This window comes from Thorsellia kenyensis (assembly GCF_042432445.1).
In the GTDB taxonomy this organism is placed as follows: Bacteria; Pseudomonadota; Gammaproteobacteria; order Enterobacterales; family Thorselliaceae; genus Thorsellia; species Thorsellia kenyensis.
Map to the genome: position 1 here is coordinate 1 of NZ_JBHLXE010000036.1, position 19670 is coordinate 19670.

General features: G+C 36.1%; 23 protein-coding genes and 1 pseudogene. 4 read left to right on the plus strand and 20 right to left on the minus strand.

Features of this window, described 5'->3' with window-relative positions; translation table 11 throughout:
- Window positions 1-3357: Ig-like domain-containing protein (locus tag ACFFIT_RS03485; RefSeq protein WP_385876262.1), on the minus strand; the 3357-nt coding region annotated here is incomplete at its 3' end.
- Between the two features lie 985 nt (window positions 3358-4342).
- Between ACFFIT_RS03485 and ACFFIT_RS03490 the strand changes: the two genes are divergently transcribed.
- Together ACFFIT_RS03490 and ACFFIT_RS03495 are read left to right on the plus strand one after the other, a co-directional pair.
- Complete coding sequence (locus ACFFIT_RS03490) at window positions 4343-4552, plus strand: hypothetical protein (RefSeq protein WP_385876263.1); 210 nt, start codon at window positions 4343-4345, stop codon at window positions 4550-4552.
- Between the two features lie 862 nt (window positions 4553-5414).
- Entirely contained in the window at window positions 5415-6314 is a 900-nt protein-coding gene (locus ACFFIT_RS03495) for a helix-turn-helix transcriptional regulator (RefSeq protein WP_385876264.1), read from the plus strand.
- A gap of 94 nt (window positions 6315-6408) precedes the next feature.
- Here ACFFIT_RS03495 and lplA read toward each other — a convergent pair whose 3' ends face one another.
- From lplA to ACFFIT_RS03565, 14 genes and pseudogenes are all read right to left on the minus strand, one after another.
- Entirely contained in the window at window positions 6409-7425 is a 1017-nt protein-coding gene (lplA, locus tag ACFFIT_RS03500; RefSeq protein WP_385876265.1) for a lipoate--protein ligase, read from the minus strand.
- A gap of 24 nt (window positions 7426-7449) precedes the next feature.
- On the minus strand, window positions 7450-8469 hold the full coding sequence (gene ruvB, locus ACFFIT_RS03505; RefSeq protein ID WP_385876266.1) for a Holliday junction branch migration DNA helicase RuvB: 1020 nt from the start codon (window positions 8467-8469) through the stop codon (window positions 7450-7452).
- A gap of 19 nt (window positions 8470-8488) precedes the next feature.
- Window positions 8489-9112, minus strand: a complete 624-nt coding sequence (gene ruvA, locus ACFFIT_RS03510; RefSeq protein ID WP_385876267.1) for a Holliday junction branch migration protein RuvA — start codon at window positions 9110-9112, stop codon at window positions 8489-8491.
- Between the two features lie 20 nt (window positions 9113-9132).
- Complete coding sequence (gene modC, locus ACFFIT_RS03515) at window positions 9133-10206, minus strand: molybdenum ABC transporter ATP-binding protein ModC (RefSeq protein WP_385876268.1); 1074 nt, start codon at window positions 10204-10206, stop codon at window positions 9133-9135.
- Window positions 10193-10897, minus strand: coding sequence for a molybdate ABC transporter permease subunit (gene modB, locus ACFFIT_RS03520; protein ID WP_385876269.1), 705 nt, complete (start codon window positions 10895-10897; stop codon window positions 10193-10195). Before modB ends, modC begins: the two co-directional genes overlap by 14 nt.
- A complete protein-coding gene (locus ACFFIT_RS03525) occupies window positions 10890-12125 on the minus strand; it encodes a molybdate ABC transporter substrate-binding protein (protein WP_385876270.1) in 1236 nt (411 codons plus the stop codon). Before ACFFIT_RS03525 ends, modB begins: the two co-directional genes overlap by 8 nt.
- Before the next feature lie 652 nt (window positions 12126-12777).
- Window positions 12778-12996, minus strand: coding sequence for an integrase core domain-containing protein (locus ACFFIT_RS03530; protein ID WP_385876271.1), 219 nt, complete (start codon window positions 12994-12996; stop codon window positions 12778-12780).
- A gap of 3 nt (window positions 12997-12999) precedes the next feature.
- Window positions 13000-13308: a DDE-type integrase/transposase/recombinase gene (locus ACFFIT_RS03535; protein ID WP_385876285.1), complete on the minus strand. Its 309-nt coding sequence runs from the start codon at window positions 13306-13308 to the stop codon at window positions 13000-13002.
- The gene (locus ACFFIT_RS03540) at window positions 13293-13427 is read right to left on the minus strand and encodes a hypothetical protein (protein ID WP_385876272.1); all 135 of its coding nucleotides are present in this window, start codon (window positions 13425-13427) and stop codon (window positions 13293-13295) included. Before ACFFIT_RS03540 ends, ACFFIT_RS03535 begins: the two co-directional genes overlap by 16 nt.
- A gap of 110 nt (window positions 13428-13537) precedes the next feature.
- The gene (locus ACFFIT_RS03545) at window positions 13538-13783 is read right to left on the minus strand and encodes a DUF6531 domain-containing protein (RefSeq protein ID WP_385876273.1); all 246 of its coding nucleotides are present in this window, start codon (window positions 13781-13783) and stop codon (window positions 13538-13540) included.
- A gap of 120 nt (window positions 13784-13903) precedes the next feature.
- Window positions 13904-14335 carry a hypothetical protein gene (locus ACFFIT_RS03550; protein ID WP_385876274.1) on the minus strand — a complete coding sequence of 144 codons (432 nt, stop codon included), beginning with the start codon at window positions 14333-14335 and terminating at the stop codon, window positions 13904-13906.
- Window positions 14336-14344: 9 nt separating this feature from the next.
- Window positions 14345-14515 (minus strand): hypothetical protein, encoded by a 171-nt coding sequence (locus ACFFIT_RS03555; RefSeq protein WP_385876275.1) that lies wholly within the window; start codon window positions 14513-14515, stop codon window positions 14345-14347.
- Between the two features lie 109 nt (window positions 14516-14624).
- Window positions 14625-14843, minus strand: a pseudogene (locus tag ACFFIT_RS03560) (RHS repeat-associated core domain-containing protein); the annotation flags it as partial.
- On the minus strand, window positions 14812-15102 hold the full coding sequence (locus tag ACFFIT_RS03565; protein ID WP_385876278.1) for an RHS domain-containing protein: 291 nt from the start codon (window positions 15100-15102) through the stop codon (window positions 14812-14814). The gene ACFFIT_RS03565 and the pseudogene ACFFIT_RS03560, both read right to left, overlap by 32 nt.
- A gap of 216 nt (window positions 15103-15318) precedes the next feature.
- On the opposite strand from ACFFIT_RS03565, the gene tnpC (ACFFIT_RS03570) reads away from it, so the two are divergent.
- Window positions 15319-16533, plus strand: a complete 1215-nt coding sequence (gene tnpC / locus ACFFIT_RS03570) for an IS66 family transposase (RefSeq protein ID WP_385876279.1) — start codon at window positions 15319-15321, stop codon at window positions 16531-16533.
- A gap of 64 nt (window positions 16534-16597) precedes the next feature.
- On the opposite strand, the gene tnpC (ACFFIT_RS03575) is transcribed toward tnpC (ACFFIT_RS03570), so the two are convergent.
- From tnpC (ACFFIT_RS03575) to tnpA, 5 genes are all read right to left on the minus strand, one after another.
- On the minus strand, window positions 16598-17623 hold the full coding sequence (gene tnpC / locus ACFFIT_RS03575; protein WP_385876280.1) for an IS66 family transposase: 1026 nt from the start codon (window positions 17621-17623) through the stop codon (window positions 16598-16600).
- A 9-nt stretch (window positions 17624-17632) separates the two neighbouring features.
- A complete protein-coding gene (locus tag ACFFIT_RS03580; RefSeq protein WP_385876281.1) occupies window positions 17633-18157 on the minus strand; it encodes an IS66 family transposase zinc-finger binding domain-containing protein in 525 nt (174 codons plus the stop codon).
- Window positions 18158-18337: 180 nt separating this feature from the next.
- Window positions 18338-18679 (minus strand): IS66 family insertion sequence element accessory protein TnpB, encoded by a 342-nt coding sequence (tnpB, locus tag ACFFIT_RS03585; RefSeq protein ID WP_385876282.1) that lies wholly within the window; start codon window positions 18677-18679, stop codon window positions 18338-18340.
- Window positions 18672-18902 carry a hypothetical protein gene (locus tag ACFFIT_RS03590; RefSeq protein WP_385876283.1) on the minus strand — a complete coding sequence of 77 codons (231 nt, stop codon included), beginning with the start codon at window positions 18900-18902 and terminating at the stop codon, window positions 18672-18674. The genes tnpB and ACFFIT_RS03590 overlap by 8 nt, the downstream gene beginning before the upstream one ends.
- 51 nt (window positions 18903-18953) lie before the next feature.
- The gene (tnpA, locus tag ACFFIT_RS03595; protein ID WP_385876284.1) at window positions 18954-19163 is read right to left on the minus strand and encodes an IS66 family insertion sequence element accessory protein TnpA; all 210 of its coding nucleotides are present in this window, start codon (window positions 19161-19163) and stop codon (window positions 18954-18956) included.
- A gap of 242 nt (window positions 19164-19405) precedes the next feature.
- On the opposite strand from tnpA, the gene ACFFIT_RS03600 reads away from it, so the two are divergent.
- Window positions 19406-19648, plus strand: a complete 243-nt coding sequence (locus ACFFIT_RS03600; RefSeq protein WP_385876286.1) for an IS66 family transposase — start codon at window positions 19406-19408, stop codon at window positions 19646-19648.
- Window positions 19649-19670: the final 22 nt, after the last annotated feature.

A 19670-nucleotide genomic window follows, 5' to 3' on the forward strand; every position in this document is an offset into this window, starting at 1 on the left:
AGGACCAAATCCTTCAATCGTTGGTTGATTATTATTAGTAAATTCGTTTTCACCAAGGTAAGCATCGCTGTCGTTGTTTAACCCTTTGGCGTTGGTAATGATGAGTTTACCTACTTGCGCTTCAATATTAATTGTGAAGCCTAAAGACGGCGCACTTCTGTCATTTACTGAGTCGACTTGGACTAATGTGAAATTATGTTGACCATTACTTAATGGCTCTCTAGGAATGAAGCTAAATTCACCGTCATTGTTGGTTCTTACGCTACCAATGAGCTGACCATTGTCATAGATTTCTATGATAGAAGATGGCAATCCTTTACCTTGGATAATAGGTAATGGATCATCTGTTTGATTACCCGCACTCAATTCACCTTTCTCTTCACCTTGGTGATCGAGTACAGAAATCAGCTCAGGGGCATCAGGTAAGGCACGAGATAAGTTTAAGTTCCAATCCGCAGTTGTCCACGTACCGCCATTGCCATCATCCATCTCTGCAGTTAAGGTATATGCACCATCCGCGGCTTTACCATTTTTATCTAAATCAACAGTAAATTCCCAATAACCTAAGTCATTAGTCATGGCTGTACCAATCACTTCACCATTCAGTTTAACGGTGATTTCTGTGTTCGGCTCTGCACTACCACGCACAAGCAGTTCATTTGACTTAGTCGTGTCGTCAGGATTGACAATCGCATATCCACCTTCGCCATTAATTTCTCTTAGCGCAAAAATAGCTACCTGATTTGGCACTAAACCAAATAGATCAAATTCATAAGTCGGTGCATCTTCAAGAGGCAACACATAGCCTGCTTTAGTCACGGGTACCGCATGATACACATTACTACCAAAGAGTAGCTGTGCAGGAGGATCGTAAGACCAAACGCCATTTTCTACAGGCACTTTAGCCAACTCTGTTGTGATCCCAAACGCATCAGTGACGTAAATGATGACGCTCGCAATAGAGCCTACCGCTTTACCGCTTAAGGTAGGAGTGGTGTCATCCGTGAGTTCACCTTGTTTGATAACACGGTCTGCGCCATCAGTATTACGCGTCGTACTTCCGCCTAATTGGCCTTGGTTTGCTGTTAATACAATGTCACTTAAGCCTGAATTCTCAGCGCTTGGTACATAAGTATCTACAATGAAATCAATCGATGTTTCATCTCCCATGTTACCCGTACGGCTAACTGGTGCGATTTTGATGGTATTCGAACCTTCAGGTAATGCATCAACCAATTGATAGCTCCACTGACCATCAGCACCCACTTTCGCACGCCCTATTTCAGTATCACCCACGAAAATGGCTACTTCATATACACCCTCAGGTGCAACACCCTGTACTGTAGGTAAATTATCATCCGTGGTGCTGTTCGCTGTCACCGCTTTTTTACCATTCGGACTTGTGCTTTCATTCACATCATCTATCACCTGCCAGCTGTCAGGAGACAGGGCCGATGGGGCAGAACGTGTATCAACATTTAAGATAAATGGTGGGGTTAATTCACTCTCATTCCCTGCTTTGTCGGTTACACTGAACTGAATATTATTTTCACCATCACCTAACTCAATAGACGGAGGTAATTCAAAACTCCAGTTACCATCAGCATCTACTTTAGGCACTACATCGTCCGGACCAAATGTCTGTTTCTGACCATTAACATACACGTTGACCGTACCATCTGACTCACCTTGACCTGAGAAGCTTGGCTTATTATCATCAGTGTAGTCGCCGTTTTTAAGTGCACCTTGAACATCACCCTGATCATCACCTGCATTTTCATCAACTAGCGGAGTATTTGGTTTTGTGGTGTCTACAATCACAGGGAATGATTGACCATTACCTGTATTGCCCGCTTTATCTTGTGGTTTTACGCTGATGTTGTAATCACCTTCTGGCAACTTGCCATTCTCAGGGATTTGTATTTCAAAGTTACCATTTTCATCAAAACTACCGCCTAATTCGCCATCGCGTTTAGGGTTAGGAGAAAATACATAGGTATCATCGGCTTTACCGTCACCATCACGGTCGATTTCGACCACGACATTCTCGCCAGGCTTACCTTTACCTTTAATAATCGGTGTGCCTGTACCTAAATCACCACTCTCAGGATCACGTCCATCAATAAATACATCTTCAAATTCATCAGGTGGAGTTTTATCCACATTCATTGGGAATTCGGCTTCAGGGCCTATGTTGCCTGCTTTATCTTCAGGACGAACAGTGATAGTAGAATCACCTTCAGGGAGTTTATAATCAGGAGGGAAAGTCAACTCAAAATTGCCTTCTTCGTCAAAATCACCTTTTATTTCGCCATCACGTTTAGGATCGGCTGAGAAGACAAATTTATCATCAGGTATACCATCATTATCAAGATCGACTTCCACGATGATATTTTCACCAGGCTTACCTTTACCTGTGATTGTTGGAGTATCAGTACCGATATCCCCATCAGGATGACGGCCTGGAATAGTTAAGTTTTCTAATGCACTTGGTGGCGTAGTATCTACAATCAGAGGAAAATCTGTACCTGGACCATTATTACCAAAGTTATCTTGTGGTTTTACTGTAATGTTCGCATCGCCTTCATCGATTGAACCATTTTCTGGCAATTGTATTTCAAATGAACCATCTGGATTAAATGTCCCAGGATATTGTCCATCTTTAGGATTAGGTGAAAATACATAAGTATCATCTGCTTTACCATCACCATCACGATCAACTTCCACCACCACATTATTACCAGGTTTACCTTTACCTGTAATGGTCGGTGTTGAAGTACCGATATCCCCATCAGGATGACGCCCTTGAATGACAATGTCTTCAAGTGCAGGAGGTGGTTCAACATTATTGGTATCAATATCCTTACCATTGACTACATAAAATGCAGATCCAATGATAGCAGCTCCGATACCTACTAATGTGGCAAGAAGGACGGCATCATGCGAGTCGGCTTCAAATTGACCAAATGCGCTGGTATCTACAGCAAAACTAGCTCCAGTGAAAGAAGCAGTTACTGTTTGATCTGGTGCTAAATCTATCAGTTTTGCTCCATCAGCTAAAGCCAGCTCAGTCACTGTACCTGCTTTGGTGACAGCAGTAATTTTTACTGAGCCATCAGTTAAATAATAATTTTCAAGGACGATGACTTCTAAAGGATTTTCGCTGACGATTAGCTCTAAATCATCTCCTTTACGAACAGCCTTAATGGTTTTATTGGGTAAACGATGAGTGGATGTCGTTTTGCCAATGATGACAACATCTCGATTAGCAACACTGATATTAGTTTTACCTGAAACTAATTTAGAAGAAACTGTATTTTGTACAGGATTAGTTTTTATAACTTTAATATCTGGCATAGTAGTTTTCCTTACAAATGCAATGTTCAAATAAAATGAATAAAAAAAACTTAAAATATCACCTTGTAATTGTAAATAAATGTAAGATACGCGCGGTGAAAACTTAATTTGTAGAAATTGTTGTTGGTTATAATAGGTTTAACATATTAACCAACTTTACATAAATGAACAAACCTACAATTAAACCTACGTGATAGTAACATAAGAAAACAAAAAATTTGAATATTTTTACATAAAATATGTCTAAGTGATTTCATTGTGTAACCAAGATTGTTTTATTTGATTGATTTAATTTATAGTTTTTTTATGAAGATTTTTAGAGGTGTGTTAAATATTTAAGGAGAACACGCGAGTCTCGTCTAACCCTCTCAGAGAAAAGTAAGTGAGCCTATAATCTCATAAGGCTCCTTAAGTTATGATTTCTTTTGGGCTTTTATTATTGATCCGAATGTTCAATAGAAAAAAGTGTCCTCGTGTAGCATGCAATTTTAATTCAGAAAATAAACAGAATATTTTCATTCTCTTATTTTTGAGTTTCTTGTAATTTTTCATCATCTTGAGTACAAGGCGTATATCTAGTGTGTGCAGGTGCTTTATATTTCTTATATTGGCTCCTTACCATGACAATAAACCTAAAGATATAGATAAAATTATTCGTATTGTGCAAAGATATAGATAAAATTATTCGTATTGTACAAAGGTATAGATGAGATTATAGGTTAGAATTTAACCAATCAATCTTTGCTTTAATCACATGAATTCGCCTAACATCAAATCGATATATTGCTAAGTTTTATATTTGGGCCTAAGATAAAAGACCGCAATCTCTGCTGGTGAGATGAACTCTCCAGTCCGTTATTAGAGGTCTAAATTGTTCTTATACCCGTGACAGATTAAGATGCTAGACATTGAAAGATTAAAAGATCAGAATATTTAATATGGGCATTAAATTATAAACAGTACAAAGTTAAAAGATCCACATGACATGACTCACGATCAGAGAATATGTGATCGTATTTGTTGTATTTTGTTGGCTGATGAAGGTTGGTCAGCAAAATCAATCGATGAATCTCGATCAATTCATGAAACAAATTTTTTAAAGCATATGAAGGACTATCTTGAATATGATAAATTAAAAACTGAAAATGGTGGTTCTGAAAGTTATTTAAATATAAAACAAAACAACAACTTATGAATTGCATAGATCAATATTTATACCAGTACAATTTACTGTTTCTGGTATTCATAAAGGGTCCACTCGTCACTAATTTAGTTATGAAAAACTAGATGAACACCTCATAAATTTGATGTGGAAAAGCAAAATAAATTTATTGAAGTTTTTCAAACATGAAATAATACAGTCGGTGAAGGACAGATTCTATTTATTGATGCAGTTCACCTAAGTCAAACAACTCAGTTAAGCTGTGGGTGGATTAAGAAAGGCCTGATAAGAGGAACAACACAACAGGCCGTCGTACACGCATCAATTTAAACGGCGCTTAAAATATTAATTCTATTGGGGCAAATGTAGAAATAACCAATATTTTCGATAGAAAGATAAATTTCGATAGGTAGTATTGGGATTTTTAGAGAAAATTCACCCCGCGCATTACAGAGCTACAGGCAAGGCTTACTGATATTTTTCAGATGCTTAAACCTGCATCTAGATTTACATTGACAATATTAGTGTATTTGATGATCTAGAGCAGTTTTGGCTTCGCATATACTAGTTAAAAATTATATCAGGTATGCTTGATTATCATTCAGTTTTTATCTCACATATTGCAATAAAAATTGCCTTTTATACCCTAAGATCACGATAATATTTTTAAATATTGCAACTAGGGTTGATTTAATCAAAACGATTGCCATCAGAAATTAATGCTCCTGAATCTTATCAAATACAACAATCTAGTCACATAAAAGCGAGCGTCAAAGAACACCTAAAGCTTGACAAAATCTTTTTTTTGTTTTAAAAACAAAAAAATAATTGAGTCGTGGTAACATATGAAAAAATCAATCAAAAATACCGTGTCTTTACTTAATAAAGGATATTTATGCGTACTTATGAAGAACTGAATGCAGTCCCTCCAACAACGAGGGATAGGTTAGCTTACATTGATTTCATTTTGCTATTTAAAGGAGAAGTTAATAGGGTTGAAATCTGTAGACGATTTAATGTCTATCCAACACAAGTAACAAAAGATTTTGTAACTTATAAAAAACTAGCACCAAATAATATTTTTTATGATTCAAAACTAAGAATGCAAATACGATCTCCAAGCTTTACACCATTATTTGAATATGACATAAATAAAATTCTTGCTTCATTAGGCGATGGGTTTGGGGATGGTATGGACAATACTATTGATAGTTTATTCGATATTGAAATACCTTATCGTCTAAGTTTGCCATCCCTTGAAATTATCTCATCTTTAACCAATGCAATATATCAAAAAAGAACTGTAGAGATTTTTTATCATTCCTTATCATCGGGTTCGGCAAAAAGAAAAATCGCACCACATTCAATAGTTAATAATGGAATGAGATGGCATGTAAGAGCATATGATGAAAAAAGTAAGGAGTTTAGAGATTTTGTTCTAACTAGAATTCAAACTATCCGTCAACTAGATATTATTCCAACTGACTCTAAAAAATTTGCGGTACATGATGAATTTTGGAATAAAATAATAGAGGTAGTATTAATCCCACACCCTAAACTCACACATAAAAAAGCAATAGAGCATGATTATGGTATGGTTAATAGCGAAAAAAAGATCAACATAAGAGCAGCGAATATAGACTATTTAATGAGGCTTTGGAATGTAGATTGTACAACAAAAGCAATAATAGAACACCCTGCTTGTGTTTTGCATTTAAAGAATAGTGAGGAAATCCAAAAACTACTAGGTAAATCATTTTCATTAGCGCCTAATGGTAAAAATGACATTCCTTAGTATTAGATTATCATGAATTCGTATTATATTTAAGATTCCATAAAAGAGCGTAAGTTCTCTATACTTGGCTTTACGCTCATAGAAATAATTAAAGTTATTTTATTTGTTCTAAAATCCACTTTTTGAATTCTTCAAGAATATTTTGGTATTCATGTAAATCAATAATCACTCTATTAATTTGGCGTTCTATATGCTGAGGATGATATTCACTGCCTAACAGTAATTTTTCTAACGCTAAAAAAGGCGCAACATATAAAGAGTCAGTAAATATTTTGACTTCAATAATTTTTCCGTCTTTACATGATAAAAAGAGTTCAACACCTCCCCATGAAAAACGTTCATCTAGATAGTGTGTAAATGCAGGGGCTTTTCCAAAATTCCAATCCCAACTAGATTGAATTTCGAAAGCTTGGGCAAAGCCAGGTAAATCAGGCATATTATTAATAGATATATATTCAGGTTGAAGAGAAACATTATAATAACTCTCATAAGCATCAATTATTGCTTTAGAGACTATGTCATGAGATATATCAGGAATTATTTCAGCTAAGTTCATTACCCGAGATTTAACTGAACTAATTCCCTTAGACGCTAATTTTTTTGGATCAGGATTTAAATAATTACTCAATTTCGTCAAGTCAGCATCAAGTAATAAAGTACCGTGATGAAAGCCACTTGAAATCGTTTCTTTGTAGGCTGAGCCAGAAATCTTTTTTTCACCCATCGTACTTTCAATTACAATATCATTACGCCCAGAAGCCTTTGCATTAATATCTAATGAAGACAAAGCATTAAGAATTATTTGAGTTGAGATGGATTTATCATACTCTGGTTTAGGTGCCATAAAAGTAAAACATGTGTTACCTAAATCATGGAAAACCGCACCTCCACCACTGCTTCGTCTTGCCAGTTTTATACCATCTTCTTCCATTTTTTTAGTATTGCATTCTTTCCATGGATTTTGTCCTCTACCTATAACGACAGTATTTTGATTACGCCATAAAAAAAGAATTTTTTGCGAAGTAATAGACTTAAAAATGGTCTCTTCTACAGCCAGATTAAACCAAGGATCGTAAGATTCAGAAATGAGTAAGCGATATTTATCCGACACAAATAATTTCCTAAAATATATTGACTAATTAGTTATTTTTACAATATCAAAGTGCTGGTAAGCAAGAGCAGTTGCTATTCTGCCTCTTGGAGTACGTTGAACAAACCCTTGCTGAATTAGATAAGGTTCTAAAACATCTTCGATGGTTTCTTTTTCTTCTCCGATGGCTGCAGCGACATTATCTAGACCGACAGGACCACCATTAAATTTTTCAATAATAGCTAAAAGTAATTTTCTATCCATGTAATCAAAACCTTTAGCATCCACATCAATCATATCAAGTGCCTTAGATGCAATATTCTGAGTCATATTACCATCCGAGGTAACTTGAGCAAAATCTCTAACTCTTCTCAAAAGTCTATTCGCTATCCTGGGTGTTCCTCTAGATCTACAAGCGATTTCAAATGCTCCATCCGCAGTTAATGGTAATTTGAGACACTCAGCACTTCTAAGAATAATAGATTGCAAATCTTCTACCGCATAAAATTCTAAGCGTTGAATTATTCCAAAACGATCTCTTAATGGCGAGGTTAATGCCCCTGCTCGGGTTGTTGCACCTATTAGAGTAAATGGTGGAAGTTCTAATTTAATAGATCTCGCCGCAGGGCCTTCACCAATCATAATATCTAATTGATAATCTTCCATTGCCGGGTACAAAATCTCCTCAACCACAGGCGACAGTCTATGTATTTCATCGATAAAAAGCACATCATTTTCTTCAAGGCTAGTTAGCATTGCTGCTAAATCTCCAGCTTTTTCAAGTACAGGTCCTGAGGTAGTCCTAAGGTTGACCCCCATTTCGTGAGCAACGATATTAGCTAGCGTGGTTTTCCCAAGCCCTGGAGGTCCAAAAATGAGAAGGTGATCTAATGGTTCATTTCTTAGTTTTGCTGCTTTTAAGAAGATTTCCATCTGTGAGGTGACTTGAGGTTGCCCAACATAATCGCTCAATTTTTTGGGGCGTATTGCCCTATCAAGTCCTTCATCATCATTGATTTTAACGGGGGTAATGATACGCTCTGATAGTCTATCTGGTTCAATCATTATTTTTATTTACTCTTAATTAAAAAGAAGCTCGAAGCGCTTCTCTGATCAACACCTCAACTTCCTCAATTTCTGAAGATCCTTTCATAACTTTAGATATCATTTTACTTGCTTCCGCTGGTTTGTAGCCTAGTGCTATTAAAGCGGATACAGCCTCAGCTGTTACATCAACTTTAGATGGCGTTGAAGGCGTCATACTTACATTTGATAATGTATTATGACTAAATGCATCTATTTGCATGCCTTTGAATTTATCCTTCATTTCAACAACCAAGCGTTCAGCGGTTTTTGTCCCAACGCCAGGTAGACGAGTTAAACTCTTTGCATCTTGATTTTCAACAGTTTGTATGAATGTTTCAGCTGACATGCCAGATAAAATAGCAAGAGCCAATTTAGGGCCAACACCATTGACTTTAATAAGCTCACGAAATAGAGCTCTTTCACTCTCATGATTGAAACCATACAACAATTGTGCATCTTCTCTTACAATAAAATGAGTTAAGACTTGAGCTATTTGCCCTATATCTGGCAAATCATAAAAACAGGTCATTGGCATTAACACCTCATAACCAACGCCAGATACATCGAGTAAAACCAATGGGGGTTGCTTTAGTGCAACTACTCCTCTTAAGCGTCCAATCATCTATCTATTCCTACTTGATATTATTCAACAATAACTACATTTTTAATTTGGATAAAAAGCCATTGTCCCGCTCTGATGCCTAATTCTCTTTGCGTCCATTCTGAGATTTTAGACCACAATTTATGCTCACCTATTTTTATTTGAATATAGACTTCACCATCATCCTGTAGGCATTCAACAACTGTACCATAAATCCCTTTACCCAAGCTATTACCTGTAGGATTTTGTAGCGATAGGATAATATCTTTAGCAAATACACGAACACGCAACTTTTCATATAAAGGTAAGTTGATATGATCAACCCAAAACAGATCATCACCTAAGGAGAGAGCAGTAACACCATAGCGTGGCTGTTGTTCTATAATTTGTACATGTAGTAAGCTACTGTCTTCTTGCCTCTCAGCTTGAGTTTCTTCAAGCCAAGGACGTAGAGCACCGCTTTCCCAAACAGTATTCAATTCATCATTAACAGTGACTTGGCCATTTTCAATCAAAACAAGATGATTTGCGATTCTTAAAACCTCATCTAAGCTATGACTAACATAGATAATTGGTACTTTTACATTTCTAGCTAAGTTAGTTAAATAAGGGAGAAGTTCTCTTTTACGAGGTAAATCCAAAGAAGAGAGTGGTTCATCCATGAGTAATAATTCAGGAGCGCTGAGTAAAGCTCGACCAATCGCCACTCGTTGTTTTTCCCCTCCAGATAAACTAAAAGGGTAGCGTTTTAAAGTAGCACTTAAATCTAGCAGTGCTATGATGGCATCTAATTCAGGCCGCATTTTCCTTGGCATACCAAATTTTAAATTCTGTATAACCGTTAAATGAGGAAATAATCTTGGTTCTTGAAATACATATCCTATATTTCTTTTTTTTGCGGGTATAAATTTTTGATTTTCGGTATTAACAAAAAATTTATCATTGAATATTACTTGCCCAACATCAGGTTTAGATAAGCCAGCAATAACATTCAGTAGCGATGTTTTACCAGCGCCAGACAGACCAAAAAGTGCAGTGATTCCATTAGTGTTTATTTGCGTATTAATATCAAGTTTAAAATCACCAAGCCTTTGCTTAAAATTAAGATTTAACATGTGCTTTAGCCCCTACTCTTTTTTTTCCCCACTGAGTTAACATTTCGGAAAAAACTAACGCAGCAAAAGAAATAACTATTGAAATCATACAGAGTCTAAATACCGTACCACTTTCTTCTACAGAAGAAAGGAGTCTAAAAATAGCATTTGGTAAAGTTTGAACTGTATCTGGGGTAAGGACCAAAAATGTTACAGTAGCACCAAATTCGCCGATTGCTCTAGCAAATGCAAGAATCATTCCAATTAATATTCCTGGTATTAGCAAAGGTAGCGTTATTTTAAAGAAAATTTTAAAAGATGAAGCCCCTAAGGTTTTAGCCACTTGTTGATGACTTTCATCTAATAATTCTATAGATGTTCGAATTGATCTTACCATCAAAGGAAAAGCTACGATGGATGATGCTAATACAGCGCCCCACCAACTGAAACTAAAACTAAATCCTAGCCATTCGAATAACCAATAGCCTAATATACCATTTCTACCAAGTAAAATTAGTAATAAATAACCTATGACTACAGGGGGTAAAACTAAGGGAAGATTTACAATGCATTGGAGTATAATTTTTCCCCTGAAGTGATTTTTTTCAAGGATCCAAGCGACATAAATACCAAATGGCAAACTGAGCAATACAGAAACAAATCCGACCCTTAAACTCAGCAATAAAACTTGAATTTCAAATATATTATTCATTTTCTTTCTCTAAAGCATTCATTTCTTGAAGTGGTAAAATCTTGCTAGAAGACTCTGATTTAAGCGACTGTATGTTATTTTCGGGTTCTGACTTTGATGTATTTTGTTTCTCTGAAGCATTATCATCTTGTAAAGATTCCCTTACATTAGTTTCTTTTAAGATATCTACAATGCTTGAAGCTACATTGTCTATTTGATTTGAGATAAAATCATTTTTTTCACTATTTTTAGATTGTTGATTGTTATTTAATTCTTCAGTAGGCAACGTAGAAGCTACTACTTTCGTCTCAATTGCAAGAGGAGGAAGCAAAAGACCTTGGTTAAGCATTTCAATGGAAACAGGTATACTTTTTAAGTATGATATTAATTCAAACGCAGCCTCATTCTTTTGCGCCACACTCACAGAACCGATTGAATAGATAATCGGTGAATGAAAGTTATCGGGTATAATAGATACAATGTTTTTTTCAAAATAATTTAATGCATCAGAGTAGTAAACAATTGCGTAGTCAATTTTATTTTGCAAGAGACTATTATTGATTGAATTACTATCTGGTAAATACAAAGCTTCATTCTTGATTTTGTTTGCAAAATCTAATTGATTAAATATTTCTTCACTAAAGAGGCCTAATTGACACCGGATAGGATCACATAATCCTAACCTCATAGGTCTATTAGCTTTAAATCGAATATGCTCATTCCAATTTGATTCGCTATTCACAGAAAAAAATTTAGTTGTTGTAGAATTAACTGATTCATCGTTGCTGTAAATACTATCATTTGATTTAAATATATTTGTGAGGCTAAATCTATTTACCCGATTATGTTGGTTTGCCTTAACTAGGGCCAATCGGTTTTGCCATAGTTCCTCTACAGAATAAAACCAACCTAAATCAAGATACTTTTTCATCAGTTTTGAATCATTCAAAATGACAATATCTACAGGAGAACCATTTTCTAATTGTTTAAAAGCATTAGGCGTTGATGTATAAATTACAGATATATGGACATTATTTGCTTCACTATACTTAACAAATAATGACTCTAATAGAGGCATAAGAGAAAATGAGGCAAGAACAACAATACGTTGCTGATCTTTGTTTTGAGTTTGAAAAGCATTATAATAGTCTTTCTGAGCAAAATTAGATCCTTGAATATGCCCAGTAAAAACAAACAGTAAAATCAACAGACAACAGTGAAGATGTCTAATACCTTTTTTTAGTAACATGTTTCCACTTTTAAATAATCCATTAAAAATAATACATTAAAAATTTAAATCAGTTTCCTGATATCTTTTTAAATAAAGTTGAAAAGACATGGAGTAAAAACATAATACCAAAAACAGTAATCGGCACCATTGTAATCACGAGAAGTATACTTTTTAGGATGTCCATTTTATCTCCCTTTCCTTTTTCAAAAGCAAATTTATTATAAAGCTTAACTATATATTAACTAGATCACTACTACTTTACTGAAGTAGTTAATTCTGTAGGACAAATATTTTTTCGACCTATCAATTCCAATTATTTTAGATTATACCACTCTATACTTAAAGTATTATAGTTATTTTATCGTAAATAAAAAAATGCACTAAAAAACCAATGACGAACAAATTTTTAGGGGGTGTGAAACTTTTTATTCTTAAGGTAAGTAATATCAATTCAAGTCGCTTTTAAAGATTAAATTTTAATGGGCCATTAAAATATTTGTGCTTATTTTATTACACTAGGGGGATTCCATCTTTGTCCAATAAAACTTAAAGAAAAAGAAAGAGTAATGAGACTTCTACGATTCAAGTTTAACCTATTATAAATGTATACTTACAGACAGCCTTTTGCCCAATGTTATTGTGTAATGGTCAAGTTTTTTTGTAGGTTTTCTTAGCCTATTTTTAATAATTCTCTTCTTTTTTGTAATGGCGTCATGTAGCCAATTGCAGAATTGATCCTACTGTAATTATAATATCTAATATAACGCCCTACAGCCACTTCTACAGCTTGACAATTCATGAAAATTAAGTCGTCAAAATATTCTAACTTGATATTCCTAAAAAAACGCTCTTGGACTGCATTATCCCAGCAATTACCTCTTCGACTCATGCTTTAAGTTATCCCTCTATTTTTAAGGTATGTGCGTAATTCTCGTGATTTATATTGTGTTCCTTGGTCTGAATGAAATATTAACTTATTCATATCAGGTTTGCATGTCGAAATGGAGGAGGCTAAGGCATTAATAACTAAGCCTGTATCAGCAGACTCGGAGGTGGCATAACCCACAATTTCTTTATTTGCAAGGTCAAGTATAGTCGCTAAATAGCTCCAGCCTTTAACTGTTCGTATGTAAGTAATATCACTGCACCAGTGGGTATTTAATTCTGGTTGATTAAATTGTCTATTTAATAAATTAGGGATATCTGGCCTTGCCTCGTCAGTTTTATATTGATGAGTTCCGCATAATCCACCATTTTAAGCCCAGAGGCTGCGCGTGCTTCTAAATGCGCGATTTTTTCTTGTATTGTGTATTTTCTCATAAAGCATAATCCTCGATTGGTTGAAATTATGCTTAGTTTAGTGAATTTATTGGCTTAATCTAGATGTGATCCTCGTATGCTTACTCCTGTTCACGATATTATTTAATTTATTAATGATTGGTCTGTCCTTTGTGGAGGGTAGTTTGATTACTCCAGTGAGGCGGATGTAAATCATCAGTAATAAGGTTACCAGCTGGGGGATCTGGGGCATCGAGTGCGGGAACTAATTGCAGATGTGTTTCAAAAGGCAGTCTCCATCTTTCACCCAATAAACCCACAAATTGATTACGACTAAAATAAATGCGTTTCCAAACAATCAGCTGGCGACCAGAGAGCGTAAAATCCAATTCACCCAAAAAAAAATGATGCAGGAATGTTCCTGATGCAAGGCGTCACACTCAAATTCACTGATCCTCTGACCATTAAACTGCATCGCTCGAATATTGACATTTTTTAATGTGTTTTTTAAATAGTTCCTAATTATCAAAGATCGTTTTAAATACACATAAATACTCAAAAACAAAATCCAACGATAAAAAATCAGTCAATTTTTCAAAATCGTCATATCCATCGGGTAGTGGCAATCCTATGCCATCTATTCGATTGACAACCACACCCCCCCCGTAAGCAATTTGCTCTGTAGACATTTCTAATACATCGTTTACAGTCATGCCAGCCCACAATATGTTTTTGTACTTTGTTTTAAATCTACTATTACACATGACACTATAAATACACCCATTATCTTCGTGCCCTATCGTTATCATCCCATGATCAAGAACCACAACACCGATGTCTCTTGAAATAGAATATTCGTTTGATATTTCAGGGAGTATTTCGTCAATATCAGTGCCTAAATTAATACCAGCTAATGATATTCCTGGGATGATATCCGCTTTTTTATTCATAATAATTTCCTATTTAGGTGTGTTCATTAGCACGCGATCTACATAAACGGGACTATCTGTAATTAGGTCATAATTAGTAAAACTACCATATCCAATACGCCCTTGGACCTCGCCATTTCTGTACACTTTCCAATAATCTGATTGATGAATAGCATTGTCACCTCCAGGATGGTAATCCAAAATATCAATATCACCATTTTTCGTCGTTCTGGTATAACGTGTATGAGGAATGGCATTAGGGCTAGTTCTATGAATGCTTTGAGTATAACCCTTATTTTTATAATAACGTCTACTTGACTAGGAGTTTTCCCCGATAAAGTATCGACCCATCGACTAGTAATATTGTTTTTCTTATTAAAAGCTTTTGTACATTTACACCCCAACGGTCAATCCACAGAAGTGGATTTGGTGCATACTGATACAGATTTATGCCACCAGCCAGTCCTATTGGGTCTTGTTGGGTAAAACGCCCTGTATCAGGGTCGTAGTACCTGAACGTATTGTAGAGGTTGCTCAAACTGCTGAGTAATTGGTTTTGAATGCCCATACATGCCATAAGTCGGTGTGTGTTCAATGTATTTGCCAAATACATCAAAAACCCGTGACCAGACTAAATCACCTGTTTCATTTGTAACACCTAATGGGAGTCCATTAATTTCATTATGGTAATAATAGAGCTCACTCGTTAAATAGCCCTCTGTTTGTAATGCCCAGGCAATCGGATGATATGCATCGGTTGGACTGTAAAACCAAGTTCGCTGTTTCACGCCTTTTCGTTCTTGTAATAATCTAAGTCAATGCCAGATGAAATTTGTTTCTTTGATGTTCTCACTATCAATTCTATTTACTTTTTTGATTCGTCGCCCTAAAGCATCATAGTGATAACTCACTTCATCAGTTTGACTCCGCTGACTAAATCTCACCCCAATTAATTGATTAGACGCATTATATCTTAAATAGGTGATTTTACCATTTCTAGTGAAATGACGGCTATCGGTGAAGCAATTTCTGAAAAAGTTGATTTTATTCTTGCTAAAATTATTGTCATTCGTACTAAGCGCATTAAGTACACCTGCACTTGCTGTCAAACTTTAGTCGCAGCGCTTATGCCTGCAGAAATCATTGATAAAGGCATTCCAACTGATAATCTGCTTACTGAGATTGTTGCTAAAAAATTCATTTACCACTTGCCCCTTTATAGGCAGCAACAGTTGTTTAAAACTATGGGAGTGGATTTTTCACTCAGTACCTTATCAGATTGGGTAGCTGCAGTGGGAAATGCACTTGCACCTCTCGCTGAAAGACTCAAGACATTACTCCTTGAGCAAGAAGTCATTCATGCCGACGAAACTCGGCTCAATATCTTAGATAATCGGCGAGGGAGCTCTATTATTCATGGCTACATCTGGGCTTATGCTTCTAGCATACATTCTAATGTGCCCATCATCTACTATGATTGCACTGACAGTCGTGAGGGTAAACACGCCCAAAATATATTAAAAACCTTCAAGGGTAAACTTGTCGTGGACGATTACTCTGGTTATAAAGCCCTGTTTGATAAATATGAATCGATTATTGAAGCAGGTTGCTTTACCCATGTCCGCCGTAAGTTTGCTGAGATAGTTAAAGTCGCACCGCATCCATTAGCCCAATATTTTATCAATGAAAGTGCTAAACTCTATCAGATTGAAAATAAACTGAAGCATGTGACACCAGAACAAAGGAAACATGTGCGTAAGAAATTTGCTAAACCGATTCTTAAAAAGTTAAGAAAATGGTTAATAAAGACCTTATCCAAGACATTACCGAATACACTCTTTGCCAGAGCATTAAATCATGCCATTAATCGCTGGAAATCTTTAGAAATCTACCTAAACGATGGCAATGTCCCTATCGATAATAATCATATCGAAAGAAACATCAGACCTATTGCTTTAGGTCGAAAAAATTGGCTATTCGCAGGTTCATTTGCAGCTTCGCAGCTGATGACAAATATCATGAGCCTACTTGCCACTGCAAGAGCCAATGGTATCGATCCAGAGCAATGGTTACGAGAAACCTTAGCGGTGTTGCCAACTTGGAAATATAACGAGCTAGACAAACTCTTACCAATCAAATCAATTCAAAAAACTGAGTGTGAGAAAAACTCAACCTCGATAAAGCCTATTATACTGTATCGTTCCGGTCAACACAGGTAAGAAAATAGTGTTTTGCAATATTTTTTTAATTTTTAAATCTTTTTTTGTGGGGATTTTTAGGGAGTTATGCTATTTCAATAGGTTTAAACGGTAATAATTCGTTTATCTCACGGTTAAGGCAACTAGGCAGTTTAGCTAAGGTTTCTCTTAGCCATTGCTCTGGATTAAGTCCGTTTGCCCTAGCGGTTGCCAATAAGCTTATGATGCTCATCATATTTTCACCCGCAGCAAAAGAGCCTGCAAAAAGCCAGTTTTTCCTTCCGATCGCAATCCCTCTGATATTTCTCTCGATGTGATTATTATCAATAGGTACATGGCCATCATTAAGATAGACTTTTAATGCTGGCCAACGCTTTAAAGCATGACCTATTGCTTTAGCCAATGGGGTACTTGGCAGTATCGTGCCTAACTTCTCATCAAGCCATGTTTTTAGTCTAACCATTATGGGCTTGGATAACCATTGCCGTGCTCGCTTACGTTTCACAGCAGGATAATGTTTAAAGCGTGCTTCGATATGGTAAAGGATTGCGATTTCATCAATAAAATATTGCGCCGTTGAGTTAGGTGCTAATTTAACAAGCTCAACAAATTTACGTCGAACATGCGTCATGCAGCCGGCTTCTTCAATAGGTTTATTGTTAAATAAAGCTTTATAACCTGAATAATCATCAACCACTAATGTGCCAGTGTAGTGAGCAAGCATATCTATCACGTGTTGACCTGAACGATTTTTAGCGCATTGGTAGTAAATGATTTTATTTTCACTATGAAAACTACTGGCATAAGCCCAAACATAACCGTTAGTCACATTTTTCTTATGGCGTGTATCTAAGATTTTAAGAGGAGTTTCATCAGCATGAATAACTGACTCTTTGAGTAAATGCTGTTTTAATTTATCAGCCAAGGGTTTAAGCGCCTGAGCGGTTGCGGCAACCCAATCACAAAGTTTGCTCATAGGGATATCGACGCCCATTGATTTAAATTGTTGTTGCAGCCGATAAAGTGGCATGTGATAAATAAACTTATTGGTAATGATATGGGTCAAAAGACTATCTGTTGGAATGCCTTTGTCAATGATTTCTGCAGGCATAGCAGGCTCTTAAATACACTCGCAACATTGACATGCATACTTCTTACGAACAGTACGGATAACATTAATCACTGCAGGAATATAGTTCAATTTTTCAGAGATGGCATCGCCGATAAATGTCATTTCTGACTGGCAGTGTCTGCAAGATTTATCCTCTAAATCGATAACACGCTCTTCACGAGGTAAAGCGTCAGGCAATTGTTTGCGAGCAGGTTTAATTTTAACCGGTTTGCTTTTATGAGTTGACACCAATGCTTGTGTTGATTGTGATTCAGAATCAGCAACAGCGACAGATACGCATGGAGTAGTTTGATTGACGTCATCCGTTGCTACCGAGCCATTTAGGGTTTGGGATTCAGATTGAGCAAACAAATCACCTTGGTTAGGATGAGGATGAGATTCAGTTTTACGACCATATGTCCTTTGGTTCATCAAGGCAATTTTTGTGCGCAGTAGATTAATTTCTTCAGTGCTATAAATCAGTCCCTTTTCTAATTGATGGACAAGCGCTATCAATTGCTTTTTTGAGAGCAATTAATAGTGTTGATTTGTAGACTCGCAGACAGGTGTATTCATGCCTTATATTATAACAAAATATAAAGCGTGAATCCATGAAAATAGTAATTATAACAGCATATTAGCTTGTTTTTTAATGTGATTTTCAACTGATTTTCAAAGAGGTTTTTTATGGGTATTTACGACTGAACATATTACTTAGTACACGACATAATCCTTCAGATTAACCCCTTCAGTGTCTTGAAAATTGACCCCTTTATAAAGCCAACTCAACTGCTCTGGTGTGAGTATCAACTCAACCTGGTCAGTTTTGATTTTAGGGAAGTTTCTTCCGTGCAATTTACGCTGCCAAAGCAAAATAACGTGGGTGTCAATTGTGATAAGTTTTAACATCGTTCGTTGACGATTTGAAAAAATAAATAACGCCCCTTCATGCCAATGCTCAGGATAATGCATTTGTACGTGGCTTGTTAAACGATTTAGTCCAACACGCATGTCAAATGGTGTTGTCACAAAAAAGATATGCTCTGAATTAAACATGTTCTACAACCTCAAGCACTTGTGCAAGCAATCTCAAACCACATTTAATTTGTAAGCCTGAAATCAAGATGTGACTCACCTCAGGCGGTGCTGGTTTAGCTTCACTGAGTGTAGGCAATGTAAGTGGACGTTCCAATTTCGATGGTTTAACACGTTCGGTGCTGGATTCTAGTTCAGGAGAGTGACTGGTACTTTTTTCTGGGCGACTCTTGTCAACGCTCACTTGAGGTGAAACCACAACGGGGATGAGGCCACAGGGAATTTGATTTGAGGTTTACGTAACAGGATTTTCCTTAGTCACTGGCTTAGGCTCTGAAATCGTTGTACTAGTTGTACTATGAGCTAATGATTTTTTTAGCAACTGCCCCCAGCTTTTAAATGTGTTGTAATTTAAATTGTGCAATTCACAGTATTGCCTTTGGGTTAATCCAGAACTTCTCCAGGCAGTTAAATGGTTAATTTTATCTTCAAATATCAGATTCATCAGTAATATCCTCATTTTGTTGGAATGACTGACAGTTTAGAGGTTCTGAATTTAAAAAATAGATGTGTTCACCGTAAGCATACGTTGATAAGCCTCTTTAGAAAAATTAAAATAGCATTTACATGGGGAGTCAGTTATCCATACGGATTAAAACACTCTAAAATCTTTGTAACACGGTATCAAAAAAAGCCAAAACGGATATGATTTGCTTTTGCGAGCAGTTTTCATAGAAAAATAAAATTATTTATTATCACTGTACCCAAAGCCACCCAAGTCGACACTTGATGGATATGCTAGCTAAGTACGGAGGAAAGCTTTCGGTTTATTATTATTTTAGTTGTAAAACCTTATTTAATTACAAACCGATTTTAGACTCTATTTGCACGGCGCATGTTCACCGTAAGTTTGGTGAACTTGCCAAAATAGCACCTAACCCAACGGTCATGCGTAGGATCTTTAAAGTTATTGATTTAAAATTAATTTAAACGGCTGGTAAAGTCTAATCAA